The organism is Myxococcus eversor (genome assembly GCF_010894455.1).
Taxonomy (GTDB): domain Bacteria; phylum Myxococcota; class Myxococcia; order Myxococcales; family Myxococcaceae; genus Myxococcus; species Myxococcus eversor.
Genome location: NZ_JAAIXY010000002.1, coordinates 92,991 through 105,709 on the forward strand (window position 1 = coordinate 92,991; position 12,719 = coordinate 105,709).

Here is a 12,719-nt window from a genome sequence, read left to right on the forward strand (position 1 = left end):
GCCATCTGATTACTGCTGCTGCGTGGGTTGCTCCTGGGTCGAACCCGTCCCCGGGGTACTCCCTTGTGAGGTCGCGTCGATGCTCACGGCCTTGGCCTCCCCTGTCTCATCCATGGTGTACGAGGCGCGGACCTGGGCGCCTTCCTGGATGTCCTCGGCGACGGAGCGGAACCCATCCACGGTCACCTGCGTCTCGGGTTTGACCGTCAAGCGGAGCTGGGGCTCACCCCCCTGACTGAGCAGGACCTCGGTCTCGCTCGCGCGGACCACCTCGCCGGTGAACTGCTGCGGGGTGTTCTGCTGAGCCTGTGTTCCCGACGTGGTGCCGCTGCCCTGCTGAGAACCGGAGGGAACCGGGAGCATGACCACGGGCTGCTGGGGCTGCTGCGCGCCCTGCTGTGGCTGCGGCTGCTGGGTGGTGCCCGAGGTGCCCGTCGTGGAGTCAGTAGTCCCGGAGGCGGGCTGCCGCTGCTCGGCCGTCGAAGGCGCGGTGGCGATGGGCTGCTGCTCCGTGGCCGACGGGGTCGACGACGTGGTGGGCTGCTGTTCCGTTCCGCTCGTCGTCTGACCCTGCTGCTGTCGGGCATCGAGCTGCTCGAGGGGAGACAGCGGCTGCGGACCCTCGTCGACCTGTTGCCCGGAGCCACCGGAGGCCTGTCCCGAGCTGGAGTCCGTGGGCGACCCGGTGGTGGATGGTGTGGATGACGTGCCCGTTCCCGAGGAGGAGGCCACGGGTGACTGCGTGTCCTGCCCCGTCTGTGACTGCATGTCCGACGGCGCGGAACCACTCTGTGCCGCCTGCTGTTCAGCGCGTTGCTCCGCGCGGAGTTCGGCGTCCCGCTCCGCCCGCAGGTCGGCCTGTCGCTCCGCCTCGCTCTCCGTGCCGGTGGCGCTGGCCTGGGCCTGCTGCTGCGCATCCGTGGCCTGCTGTCCCGCCTGTGCGGCTTGCTGCTGAGCGTCCGTGGCTTGCTGTCCCGCCTGGGCAGCCTGCTGCTGAGCAGCTCCGGTGGCCTGCTGCTGCGCGGCCCCGGCCTGCTGTGCCGCTTCCGAGGCCTGCTGCTGCGCGGCCCCCGCCTGTTGCTGGGCCGCACCCGTCTGCGCATTCGCCTGGGCCGCCTGTTGCCGCGCTGCCCCGGCCTGCTGCGTCGCATCCGTGGCCTGCTGCCGGGCCTGGGCGGCCTGTTGTGCGGCTTCCGTCTGCTGTGCGGTCTGGGCCTGGTCCGCCTCGCCCGACTCACGCTGGGCGCGGGCCTTGGCCTCGTCCAGGGCCTGCTGCTTCCGCCGCACCTCTTCCTGGGCGCTGTTCGCCTGATGCTGTTGTTCGCTCGCGGTCGCCTCCGTGCCCTGCCGCGACTGCGCCTCCTGGCCGCGCTCACGGCAGCCGGTGGCGAGCAACGCGGCGGCACCGGCGGCCACCCATCCTCTCGCGCGGACCTTCATGAAGACCCCCTGTCGTGACTTCCGAAAAAGAAACATGGGAAGTCATCGAATCTCGCCAACCCACGCCCTCTCCGGGCGGCCGCCCACTCGCCCGTCCTCCACCGGGCAGCCCGGCTCACGACGCCCTACCCTTTCCTGGAGTTTGGCGATAAGGGGCGCACCCCCATGCATGCCTGCGGACTCGACTTCGGAACCAGCAACACCGCCGCGGCCCTGCCTGACGGCACGGTGCTGTCGCTGCAACCCCATACCTCGGAGCCCCGCCTCTTCCGCTCCGTGATGTTCTTCCCGGACGACGAGCGCGAAATCTACACGGGCGCCGACGCCATCAACCGCTACATGGAGGACAACACCGGACGCTTCATCCAGTCCGTGAAGTCCTTCCTCCACTCCAACTCCTTCCGCGCCACCCAGGTGAGGGGCCGCACCTTCACCATCGAGGACCTGGTCGCCATCCTCCTGCGTCGCGTGCGCGAGGCGGCGGGCGCCCACATGGGAGGCCTCCCGGAAGCCGTCATCCTCGGCCGCCCCGCCGTCTTCACCCCGGACAAGGACGCGGACGCGCTCGCCCAGAAGCGCCTGCACCGCGCCGCCGAGCTGGCCGGCTTCCAGCACATCGAGTTCCTCATCGAGCCCATCGCCGCCGCGCTCGCGTACGAGGCGCAGCTCACCCGCGATGAGCTGGTCCTCGTGGCCGACTTCGGCGCCGGCACCACCGACCTCACGCTGATGCGCCTGGGCCCGTCGCGCCGAGGCGCCAAGGACCGCCGCCCGGACGTCGTGGGCTCCACCGGTGTGCGCATCGGCGGTGACCGCTTCGACGCCGAAATCATGCGCCACAAGCTGCTGCCCCGCTTTGGCGCGGGCTCCACCTACCGGGTGCGAGGCCTGAGTGACAAGCGCCTGCCCATGCCCCAGCACGTCATGGCCAAGCTCTTGTCCTGGCACGAGATGTCCTTCATCCGGGAGAAGTCCACCCAGGACCTGCTGGACACCATGCTGGAGACCAGTGACAAGCAGCCCGAAATCGAGGCGCTCCACGACCTGGTGATGGACAACCTGGGCTATCGCCTGTTCCGCGCGATTGAAGCCGCCAAGGTGCGCCTGTCCCGCGACGAGGTGGCCACCGTGGACTTCGAGGAGGCCCGCATCAACCTCCACGAGCCCATCACCCGCAAGGAGTTCGAGGCGTTCAGCAAGCCGCTGCTCGACGAGTTGGAGCAGTGCACGGTCGGGCTGCTGTCGCGTCACCCCGAGGCGGCGAACATCGACGCCGTGTTCCTCACGGGTGGCTCCTCGCAGATTCCCGCCGTGCGCCAGCTCTACGTGAATCGCTTCGGCGAGGAGCGCGTGCGGACCGCGGACGCCTTCACCTCCGTGGCCGAGGGTCTGGGACGCGCCTCCGCGACGTTCGGCTGAGCCGCGGGCCAGCGCTCACTGCGTGCACATGAAGTACGGCCCCGCGCGCTCGCGCCTCAGGGGCCCTGAGTCGGGCCCTGCACGGAGATGAGCACCTCGCCTCGATGGTTGCCCGCCTTCAGGAGGCCGCCCCAATAGCGAATGGCCGCGTCGACGTCCTCGTGTAGCCGACGACCGAGACTCGGGCCGCATGAGGCGCGTGGCAGCCGGGCCGGGTGCGGTCAGCGCGGGCCTGCTCGTCTGGACCGCCCATCAGCACCGCCGAGGTACGGCGCTGGTCATGGTCCTCGGGCTCTCCCGCGACGACGGGCGCGAAGACCCGTGAGCCATGGCCGGTGACGACGATGAGGCGTCGGTCTGGATTCTTGTCGGGCTTGCAGAGGTCCACCGAGTAGCCGTCGTATCGACCTGGCCTCGTGTGGACGTCCGCGAGCTGGCCGAGCTGCGGTGCGGGCCTGAGGACACGTGGGGCACAGGCACTCGACGAGAGGACGGTGACGAGGCCCACGGCGAGAAGAAGGCATCTCATGACGGGGAGTCTCCCGCCCGCGCCCGCGCCAAAGCCAATCATGGAATCATCATGATTCGGGGGGCGCCACCGCCTGACAGGTGCAACCCGGTGGAGTTCATCCACGGCGACACGCCGCCCGGAGGGACTGCGTTCCGGGCGGCGCGAGTCACGTCGCGACTACTCGACCCAGTGGACCTTGCCCAGGCCGGCGGCAACCAGGTCGCACACGTAGAAGATGTCGTCGTAGGGGTAGTTGTCGTAGACGCCCCGCGCGGCGATGCAGCGCGCGCTGTTCGGGGACGGAGCGTTCAGGTCCGCGGCCAGGGTGCGGCAGCTCGCATGGTCCGCAGGGCCACCACACTCCTCCGTGCAGCTGTCGGCGTGAATCCAGGCCGGGTTGTAGAGGGGGTAGGAGTCCGCCTCCACCCAGCACAGGCCAGAAGCACACTGCGTGTCGGCCGAGCAGCCCTTGCCCGTCGCCGTCAGGCTCTGCGTCTGCTCCGCGGCCTCCGGCGTGGGCTCGGGGGTCGGCTCCGCGGGCGCAGCGTTGCAGCCAAGGAACGTGAGAGCGAAGAGGGAGGCAGTCACTGCGAGGAGGTTCCGCATGGGGGAGTCCTTTCCAGGTGAAGGGAGGGGCGGAACCAACCACTCCTGAAGAACGGAACCAAGCGGACTTCTCGCGAATTCTTATTTCAAGAGACAGAATCAGGTTTTATTTGACTCGGGGTACATCCGTCGTTCCAGGAAGCTCCGCCATCGAGGTGAGACCGCGCCCCTCTTGCCGAGACGCGTCGTGAGCGGGCCGGACAGGATGAGGGATGCGACGAATCTCCCGAATCCTGCTCCCCGCCGCCGCGTTGGCCTGGGCCGCCGTGCTGTCTCCCGGCTGTGATGACAGCGACCCCTCCGAGACACCGCCGAGAGCGGACGGAGGCGCTGGTGCGGACGCGGGCGACGGAGGCGACGGAGGTTCCGGCCCGGTGCCCGACGCGGGGGGAATCGAGCCGGGCCCTGTCGACGCCATCATCGCCGCCATGCCGGCGGGCTCATGGAAGGAGCTGCCGGGGACGAACATGGCGGACGTCTGTCCCCCGCCGTACTCCAGCTATCCGTGCGAAGCGGTGATGATTGCGTGGAGCGGTGGGGCCTACGACTCGCTGCGAGACAGGCTGGTTGTCTGGGGCGGCGGGCATGACGACTCGCCGTACAACAACGTCTTCACGTTCGACCTCGCGTCGATGACGTGGAAGCGGTGGACGGAGCTGCCTCCGGGGATGACGGGCAACAGCGTCACGCCGGTGATGCGGGACAAGCGGCTGGAGACGTGTGGCTTCTATCCGTCCGTCGCGTCGCTCGATATTCCGGACACGAGCCTGACGGCCAGCGGCTACGTGCGTCCGGAGCTGTGTGACGAGCCGAGCATCCTCGCCCAGGTCGACTTGCAGCAGCCGCGCAGCGCACACACCTACGGCAACATCGCCTTCAGCCAGGCGACAGGGCGATTCTATGTGCTCGGCTCCGTGGGTCCGTACCCCAGCGGACAGGCGGGCTCGAAGCTGGTGATGGGCTTCGACTTCGCGACGGGGCGTTGGGTGCGCGGTGCGAACAACCCGGTCATCGACTACGGAGCCAGCGCCGCCGATGCGCGCGGGCACGTCTGGTACGTGGGGCCGAGGAAACTGCACGAGTACGACCCGGTCGCCGACACCTGGACGGCGCATGCGGCGGATGGCGTGGGCTACTACTACGCGGGCGCGGACGTGGACACGCGGCGCAACGTCCTGGCGCTGGTGCGCGAGGGGGCCACGGTGTCGACGTATGGGTTGGGTGATGCGGGGAAGACGCAGGCCACCGTCACCACCACGGGATTGAGCACGCCGGTGGGTGGAGCGCCGGGGCTCGCGTACTCACCGGTGCTGGACCGATTCGTCGCGTATCCCGGAGGGAAGAGGCTGGCGATGCTCGACCTGCCGAACGCGCGCTGGGTGGAAGTCACGGGCACGGGGGATGACCCGGGCCCGGCCGCGTCGAATGGGACCTATGGACGGTTCCGCTACAGCCGCGCGCGCAACGTGTTCGTCGTCGTGAACGGGACACGGCGCAACGTGTTCCTCTGGAAGCCACCCGCGACGGCGCCAGCGCAGTAGCCTGGTATCCACATCGCAGACAGGGTTGGCATGCTCCAGTGCAGGCCAGCCCTTCCTGGAGAGTGCCCATGAGACTGCATCGCGCCCTTGCGTTGTTGCTCTTGCCTTTGCTGACAGGCTGCGCCACGGCGCGAGTGGTGCGCTTGGAGACGGACCGGGGTGAGGTGCTCACCTTCATTCCTCGCACCGACGAAGCCGAGCCCGTCGAATTGGAAGAGGATGAATTCAAAGAGGCTCTGTTCAAGCACGCGAGAACCCAGCGACCTCCGGCACACCCGCAAGAGGCCGCCCGGCGGCTCTTCGAAATGGACGCGCGTGGAGGAACGTACCTCTTCGATGCGCGCACCCGCCAAGTCACGCCGCTTGGGTCAGGCGAGCGTCTGGAGGGGGAGCCTTCGGAAGCAGACGTGGAACTGACGCGTGCCTACCTGCGCTGGTGCGCACGTACGGAGAGGACAGGAGATTGCCTCCGCTTGTTAGCGGAGAAACCCACGGTGACTGGGGATGGTCGTTACGCGCTGGCCATGGCGCTCGCCCAAGACGCTGTGAACGAAGAGATGTTGGAAGCATTCAAGGACATGGTCGACCCGCACGCCATGCTGGCGGACGCGTTGTGGACGGGCACGCTGTATCTCATCTTATGGACGGTGCCCGAACCGGTGAGTAAGGGATTGGCTGCTGTCATGACAGCCACCCTGATTGTCTACCTGGGAGTGGACACTTTCTGGAGCCTGATTACAGGCTTCCGGGGACTGGTAGACGAGGCGGATCATGCCCGCACCTTCGATGAACTGCGCGACGCTGGGGAGCGATACGGCAAGGTCATGGGACGGAACGCGGCGCGCGCATTCGCCCTTCTCGCCACGGTGGCCATCGGGAACACGGCGGCGGGGTTCGCGGGCAAGGTGCCGACGCTACCCGGCTCGGCGCAAGCATCCATGCAGGCAGGTTCCCGAGCGGGCATCGTGCTGGCCGCCGTGGGCGAAGTGCAGGCGGTGACGGCGACGGGAGAAGCAGTCACCATGGCGCTCGCTCCTGGCGCGGTCTCCACGACGGCACGGAGCATTGGCGGTACGGCTATCGCTCCGGTGGACGCCAAGGGCCAGGATCACCACATCGCCACCGACAAGTGGTGGACGGACACGAAGGACGGCGGGCCATGGTCGCCCCTCTTCAAAAGAATCTTCGACAGAGCAGGCATGTCGCTGAAAAATGACCCTGCGAACATCGTCAATATCAAGGGCCATCAAGGGCCGCACCCGCAGTCGTATCACAAGGAAGTTCACAAGCGCTTGCTTGAAGCAACGGAGGATTGCCGCACCATGCAGCAGTGCCGCGAAGCATTGACGGCAGAACTTCGCCGCTTGGCGCAGGAGATTTCCAAGGAAGGCTCCAAGCTCAACAAATGGGTGACTCGCAGCGAATGACGGTGGGTGCGCATCATGCCGCAGCAGTACTTCGAGCTGACCGATGACATGAGTATTCGGGGACGGTGGGTGCTCGGAACACCCGCTGATCTGCAAGCCCGAGAAGTGGAAGACCCGTGGATTTTCAAGAAAGGGAGACCCGTTCCAGACCTGGGCCGCTTGCAGGTTCCGGTGGATGTCCCAGGGAAGCCCCTGGACTTTTCCCTGGCGGGATTTGCCACGCCCATCGTTCACGTCCGGGTGGCTTCCCTCTTCGTGGAAATAGCCCCAGCCGACGTGCAAATCCTGCCAGTCAATATCCAGGGACAGGCCGATCAGTTCTGCATCTTGGTCGCGACCAAGCTCATTCAGTGCGTCGATGATGCGGCATCCGAAGAAGTGGAATACTGGAAGCCAGAGGATGGGCGCCCGGAGAAAGTAGGGCAGTACCGCAAGGTTTCGGGAATGCGCATCGACCCATCGAGAGTGGGCGACACCCAGGTGTTTCGGACCTGGGGATGGTCCGTTGTCCTCGTTGTCTCTGAAAGGCTCAAAGGCGCGCTAGAGCAAGCAGGGGCCACCGGAATGCTGTTCGAAGCGGTCTAACCCTCCCGCCTCGAAACCTGCCCCTACACCACGCCAGAGTCGCTGTGCGGGCGCTCAGCGCCGTGACTACGGCCCCACGTCCACATCCCGACTGAGCCAGCCCACTCCGCCGCGTCCGTCGCGCGCCACCACATACACGGTGATTCGCTGAGCCGTGGCGGGCGTCTCGTACTTCGACGTCGGGTCTCCGGGCCTGTTGTCCACGGGCTCCTGCGAGCGGAACTCCTTCACCTCGCCGTCCCCCGTGACGAACCAACTGTAGAAGACCTGCTCCGTGCGCGGGCCGTCCTCCGCCGTGTACAGCTCCAGGCTGCCCTCCGTGAGCACCGGACGGAACACCACCTCCGTGGCCAACGGCAGCGGTCCCGTCAGCGTCGCATCGTCCCAGAGGATGTCCGCCACCGCCGGATTCTGATTCGGCGCCGTCGTCGAGCGCACGAGCACCTGCCTCACGCCCCGCTCCACGCCCTCCGGCGTGCCCGTGCCGTCCGACGCCTCGTAGCCCACGAAGAGCGGAATGCCCTGCTCCAGCGCCTCGCGCGTGCGCGGGTCATCCGGATTCGGCGTCCCTCCTCCATTGGGATTCGCCGCGGCCAGCGCCTCCTGCAACACCACCTGCACGTTGGGGTCCTGCAATGACAACACACCATCCGGCAGCGCCACGCCGTTCACACCCGGGCAGCGACCGTCATACGGATTCCCGTTGTAGCGACACAGCGCATACGTGACGGTGACGGCACGCCCCTCCGGCGCCACGCCCAGCGCGCTGAACGTCACCGGCCCGGGCAACGTCCCGGTGTCCGGATTCAGCACCAGCTCCGGCGGCTCCGCGCGGATGCCCAGCACCCGCACCCGGCGGATTTCACTCTGCAATTCGAAGTCGGGACCGCAGGCAAACAGCAGCGCGGCCAGTGTGACGAGGACTCGCGTGCGCATGCTCAGAAGCTCCCCTTGGCGCCGAGGACCGGAAGGATGGGCAGTCCCTCGAAGTAGGCGCTCTCGGTGTAGTTGTAGTTGTAGGCGATGCCCTCCACCGCCGCGTTGTTGTAGACGTTCGTCAAATCCAGATAGAGGTCCAGCGTCCACTTGTCGAAGACGAGAATCTTGTCCACGCGGATGTCCAACTGATTGAACGACGGCAGCCGTCGCGAGTTCACCCCGGCGAACAGCGGCAGGAACACGTCGGTGCCGTCATCCCTCACCGAGCCCACCACCGGCGTCGTCGGATTGCCCGACGCGAAGCGGAAGCGCGCTCCCACCTCCCAGCCCTTCGGCAGCTTGTATGAGGCAATCGCCGTCAGCACGTGCGTCTGGTCGTTGTCGAACAGGCGCCAGTTCGCCCCCGGCGCGTCCCGGCGCTCACTCCTGCTGAGCGTGTACGCAATCCAGCCGAACAGGCGCTCCGTCAGCGAGCGGCGGATGAGAATCTCCAGGCCATACACGCGGCCCACGCCCCCGTTCTTCAGCCGCTCCGGCACCAGCTCCCCGTCCCGCTCCACCAGCGCGTCCGAGCGGCTGATGAGGTCGTCCAAGTCGTTGTAGAAGACCTCGCCGCTGACGAACCACTCCTGCTGCGGCTGCCACTCCGCGCCCACGCCGTACTGGAGCGAGCGCTTCGCCGACAGGTCCGGATTGCCGAACGCCAGGCTGGGCTCATCCTGCACCGGAGGCCCGTGGTACACGCCCGCGCCACCCTTCAGCGTCAGCGTGTCCGTCAGCGCATAGCGCACCGCCAGACGCGGGTTGAGCGTGCGCTTCACGTCCTTCTGGTCCGTGAAGACATACCCTTCGTACCGCACGCCCGGCACCACCAGGAGCCCCTTGAACGGACGCCAGCGCCCCTCAATCCACAACGAGGGGAAGTACTGGAGGAAGTCACCGTCGGTGTTGAGCAGGTCCTCGGTGATGAGCGGACTGGGCGGCTCGCCCTCGCGCGGCGGACGCTGGATGCGCGCCTTCACGTTCGCGAAGCTGCTGGTCACGTCCACGCCACCCGCCAGGGTGAAGGGCTCCACCAGCGCGTACTCCGCCGTGGCGCGCAGGTTCAGGTCCGTGGAGGCGATGCGCAGGTTGCGGTCGCCAATCTCGAACTCCACCAGCGTGTTGCCCACCAGCGCGTGCGTGTCCAGCGTGAGCCGGTCCGCGCGGTACTGGTGACGCAGCCGCAGTTGGTTGAAGCCCGTGGTGACGTCCAGGCTGCCGTTGACGGTGGGGTCGTTGTCCGACGGCCGGTCGAACACCAGCCCCAACCTGTCGCGCGAGGTGATGCCCTGCAGCGTGAAGGTGTGACGCGACAGCGGCTTCCACACCAGCTTGAGCTGCGCGTCGTAGTAGCGCGGCGCCACCTGGAGGCTCGGGCCGTCACCCTCCGGAATCACCCCCAGCACGATGTCGATGTACGAACGCCGGCCGCCAATCGCGAAGCCCAGCGTGTCCGTAATCGGCCCTTCAATCACCGCGTTGGACTCAATCAGGCTCACGCCCACGGTGGCGTGGAGGCGGTCCATCCTCGGCTCGCGGCTGTTCACGTTGATGACGCCGCCGGTGATGTCGCCGTAGTACGAGGAGAAGTTGCCGGGCAGGTAGTCCAGCGACTCCAACAGCTCGGAGTTGTAGACGCTCGTCAGGCCGCCGAAGTGGAACAGCAGGGGGATGCGCTGGCCGTCCAGGAAGACGCCGGACTCCTGCGGGCTGGTGCCTCGAATCACGAGCGCGCCACCGTTGAACGCGGGCCGCGCGACGCCGGGCAGGTTCTGCACCACCTTCAGCGTGTCGCCCTGCGTGCCAGGCACTCGCTGCACCTCCGCCACCTGGAGCGTGGTGCTCGTCACCTCCTTGCGCTCACGGTCGCTTCTCACCACCGTCTCGAACGGACTGAAGATGCGCTTCTGCACGTAGTACGTGGCGCGCGTCTCCAACCCCTCGGACATCGTCTCCTTCGTCTTGAAGCGGTCATACCCGCCCTGCACCACCAGCACCTCGTGGGTGCCCAGCGGCACGCCTCGGAAGGAGAAGCGTCCCTCCGCGTCCGCGACGGCGGACAGGTCCAGCTCCGGCAGCACGATTTCCGCGCCGTTGAGCGGCTTGCGCGTGCCTCGCTCCAGCGCCTGACCGCTGAAGTTCACCGGCGCCTCGGGCTGCGAGACGCCACCGTCCTCCGTGGGCGTGGGCTCCACGGGCCGGAAGACGAACTGGTACGCGTACTGGATGCGCACCGGGGAGGGGACGTTGTCCACCTCCGCCGGGGAGAACTCGAACTGCTTCACCGCCTCCACCGCGGCCTCGTCGAAGCCGTGCCCCGCGGCCTGCGTCACCTCGACATTCGTGACGGCGCCCGTCTCCGAGATGTCGATGAACATCACCACCGTCCCCTCCAACTGCTGGGCGGCGGCTTCGGCGGGGTACGGCGCTTCCACCTGGCGCAGGAGCTCGGGTGGCTTCGTCAGCACACCCGCGGGGATGCCCGCATCGGGGTCGGCGACGCCGCCATCCGGGGCCTGGGCCAGCGCCCCGGTGGCAACGAGGAAGCAGAAGACGGTGAAGAGCGTTTTCATGAGGGAGGGGCGCACCAACGCGCGCCCTCCCGAAGCTCTCACAACTTGGGCGCGAGGACGATTTCGATGCGCCGGTTCAAGCTGCGGTTTTCCGGCGAGTCGTTGGCCGCAATCGGCTGGTACTGGCCGTACCCCGCCGCCGACAACGTCGTCGGGTCGACACCCGCGTCCTGGAGCGCCCGGACCACCGCCATGGCCCGCGCCAGGCTCAGCTCCCAGTTCGTGGGGAACTGACCGCCGCCCGTGGGCACGTCATCCGTGTGGCCCTCCACGCGCACAATCTTCCCCTGCACCGTCTTGAGCGCGGTGGCGATTTTATTCAGCGCGTCCACGCCCTCCTTGCCCACCCGCGCCGAGCCGGAGGCGAAGAGAATCTTGTCCTTGAGCTGCACCGTCATCCGGCCCTTCAGCTCGGACAGCTCGATTTTGCCTTCCGAAATCTCCGACTTGAGGCTCTGCGCCAGGTTCTCGTACTCGGAGCTCTTCTTCTCCAGCTCCTCCTTCGCCTGCGCCAGCTTCTTGGAGTTGCGCGCCAGCTCGTCATTGAGCGCGGCCAGCTGCGCGTTCTGCTCCTGCAGCGCCCGGCGCTCGGCGGCGCCCGACGTGAGGCGAGACTCAGAGGTGGTCAGCCGCGTCTCCAGCGCCGTCTTCTCCTGCTCCTGCGCCGTGATTTTCTCCGTCAGCTCCTTCACCTTGGCCTCGGCGGCCTCGCGCGCGCCCTTCTCGTCCGTGAGGCCCTTGGTGAGCTGCTCCGCCTCCAGGGCCTTCGCGTCGAACTTGCCCTGCGAAACGCATCCCGTGGAGAGCGCGACGAATGCCGCCAGAATCAGCCGTGTCCGCATATGTATGGGTTCTCCCGACAACGATGGTTGGAGCTCCACCTTACTGCTCGGGAGCTTCAAGGTCAGGAAGAACCCACGGGGGCATTTCGCCAGCCGGGTGCCCTGGCCGGTGGCCAGGGGGTCCTCGGTGGCGTGGCCCTCAGCGCGGGAAGATGGGGTGCACGTCCAGCCAGACGGAGAAGAGCGCGTCGGCGAACGTCTTGCCGGGGATGGAGACGCCGCCGCTGGCCGCGCCGCCGATCTCCAATCCGCCCCCAGGCGTGTAGGTGATGATGAGGTCCCCGCCCTTCTCCACGTCACGCATCGAGTCGAGCATGACGCCGAGTTGCTGGGACAGAGGCCCCTCGCGCAGCTCCGCGCTGCGGAGCAGGCCGTGGCGCAGGCTGTCCACCAACTGCGAGCGGGTGATGTCCCGCAGGAAGCGGAAGTGCAGCCGCTTCACCGAGTTGGAGGCGATGGCCTCCGACGCACTGCGTGGACGGTCCTCCAGATAGAGGCTCCACACGTACACCTTGAAGAGGAAGCGCTTGTGCAGCTCCATGTGGGCGAGCTCCACCGTTCGCCCCTGGAGCGTCATCGAGTCCGGCATATGGACTCCGCCCACCTGCTTCTGTCCCGCTCGCGCCGAGCCCGCCACCAACACCAGCCCCAGCACGAGCCACCGCGCGCTCTTCCACGCCTGCTCTCTCATGCGTCCGACCCCCGCCCCGTTACGGTGCCGGGATAGGTGCGCACGCCCTCGCCTCGCCGCCAGCAGATCCACGTGTGCACCTGTGCCCTGGTGGACGGAGAAG

The 12,719-nt window shown here is 67.4% G+C and carries 11 protein-coding genes; 4 read left to right on the top strand and 7 right to left on the bottom strand.

Annotation, left to right across the window (positions count from 1 at the left end; genetic code table 11):
• Positions 1 to 9 precede the first annotated feature (9 nt).
• The gene (locus G4D83_RS03885; protein WP_163862960.1) at positions 10 to 1,440 is read right to left on the bottom strand and encodes a hypothetical protein; all 1,431 of its coding nucleotides are present in this window, start codon (positions 1,438 to 1,440) and stop codon (positions 10 to 12) included.
• A 165-nt stretch (positions 1,441 to 1,605) separates the two neighbouring features.
• Here G4D83_RS03885 and G4D83_RS03890 point away from each other — a divergent pair, with 165 nt between their 5' ends.
• The gene (locus G4D83_RS03890; RefSeq protein WP_163862963.1) at positions 1,606 to 2,859 is read left to right on the top strand and encodes an Hsp70 family protein; all 1,254 of its coding nucleotides are present in this window, start codon (positions 1,606 to 1,608) and stop codon (positions 2,857 to 2,859) included.
• A 118-nt stretch (positions 2,860 to 2,977) separates the two neighbouring features.
• Here the strand turns inward: G4D83_RS03890 and G4D83_RS03895 are convergent, their stop codons facing one another.
• A complete protein-coding gene (locus G4D83_RS03895; RefSeq protein WP_163862965.1) occupies positions 2,978 to 3,388 on the bottom strand; it encodes a hypothetical protein in 411 nt (136 codons plus the stop codon).
• A 159-nt stretch (positions 3,389 to 3,547) separates the two neighbouring features.
• Positions 3,548 to 3,976: a hypothetical protein gene (locus G4D83_RS03900; RefSeq protein WP_163862966.1), complete on the bottom strand. Its 429-nt coding sequence runs from the start codon at positions 3,974 to 3,976 to the stop codon at positions 3,548 to 3,550.
• A 212-nt stretch (positions 3,977 to 4,188) separates the two neighbouring features.
• On the opposite strand from G4D83_RS03900, the gene G4D83_RS03905 reads away from it, so the two are divergent.
• The 3 genes from G4D83_RS03905 to G4D83_RS03915 all read left to right on the top strand — a co-directional run bounded on the left by G4D83_RS03905 (position 4,189) and on the right by G4D83_RS03915 (position 7,529).
• Complete coding sequence (locus G4D83_RS03905; protein WP_163862968.1) at positions 4,189 to 5,517, top strand: Kelch repeat-containing protein; 1,329 nt, start codon at positions 4,189 to 4,191, stop codon at positions 5,515 to 5,517.
• Between the two features lie 68 nt (positions 5,518 to 5,585).
• Positions 5,586 to 6,944: an AHH domain-containing protein gene (locus G4D83_RS03910; RefSeq protein ID WP_163862970.1), complete on the top strand. Its 1,359-nt coding sequence runs from the start codon at positions 5,586 to 5,588 to the stop codon at positions 6,942 to 6,944.
• A 15-nt stretch (positions 6,945 to 6,959) separates the two neighbouring features.
• Positions 6,960 to 7,529: an imm11 family protein gene (locus G4D83_RS03915; RefSeq protein ID WP_163862972.1), complete on the top strand. Its 570-nt coding sequence runs from the start codon at positions 6,960 to 6,962 to the stop codon at positions 7,527 to 7,529.
• 66 nt (positions 7,530 to 7,595) lie between these two features.
• Here the strand turns inward: G4D83_RS03915 and G4D83_RS03920 are convergent, their stop codons facing one another.
• The 4 genes from G4D83_RS03920 to G4D83_RS03935 all read right to left on the bottom strand — a co-directional run bounded on the left by G4D83_RS03920 (position 7,596) and on the right by G4D83_RS03935 (position 12,616).
• Positions 7,596 to 8,465 carry a hypothetical protein gene (locus G4D83_RS03920; protein WP_163862974.1) on the bottom strand — a complete coding sequence of 290 codons (870 nt, stop codon included), beginning with the start codon at positions 8,463 to 8,465 and terminating at the stop codon, positions 7,596 to 7,598.
• 2 nt (positions 8,466 to 8,467) lie between these two features.
• A complete protein-coding gene (locus tag G4D83_RS03925; protein WP_163862976.1) occupies positions 8,468 to 11,083 on the bottom strand; it encodes a TonB-dependent receptor in 2,616 nt (871 codons plus the stop codon).
• Between the two features lie 38 nt (positions 11,084 to 11,121).
• Positions 11,122 to 11,925, bottom strand: coding sequence for an OmpA/MotB family protein (locus tag G4D83_RS03930; RefSeq protein WP_163862978.1), 804 nt, complete (start codon positions 11,923 to 11,925; stop codon positions 11,122 to 11,124).
• Positions 11,926 to 12,064: 139 nt separating this feature from the next.
• The gene (locus tag G4D83_RS03935) at positions 12,065 to 12,616 is read right to left on the bottom strand and encodes a chalcone isomerase family protein (RefSeq protein ID WP_163862980.1); all 552 of its coding nucleotides are present in this window, start codon (positions 12,614 to 12,616) and stop codon (positions 12,065 to 12,067) included.
• Positions 12,617 to 12,719 lie beyond the last annotated feature (103 nt).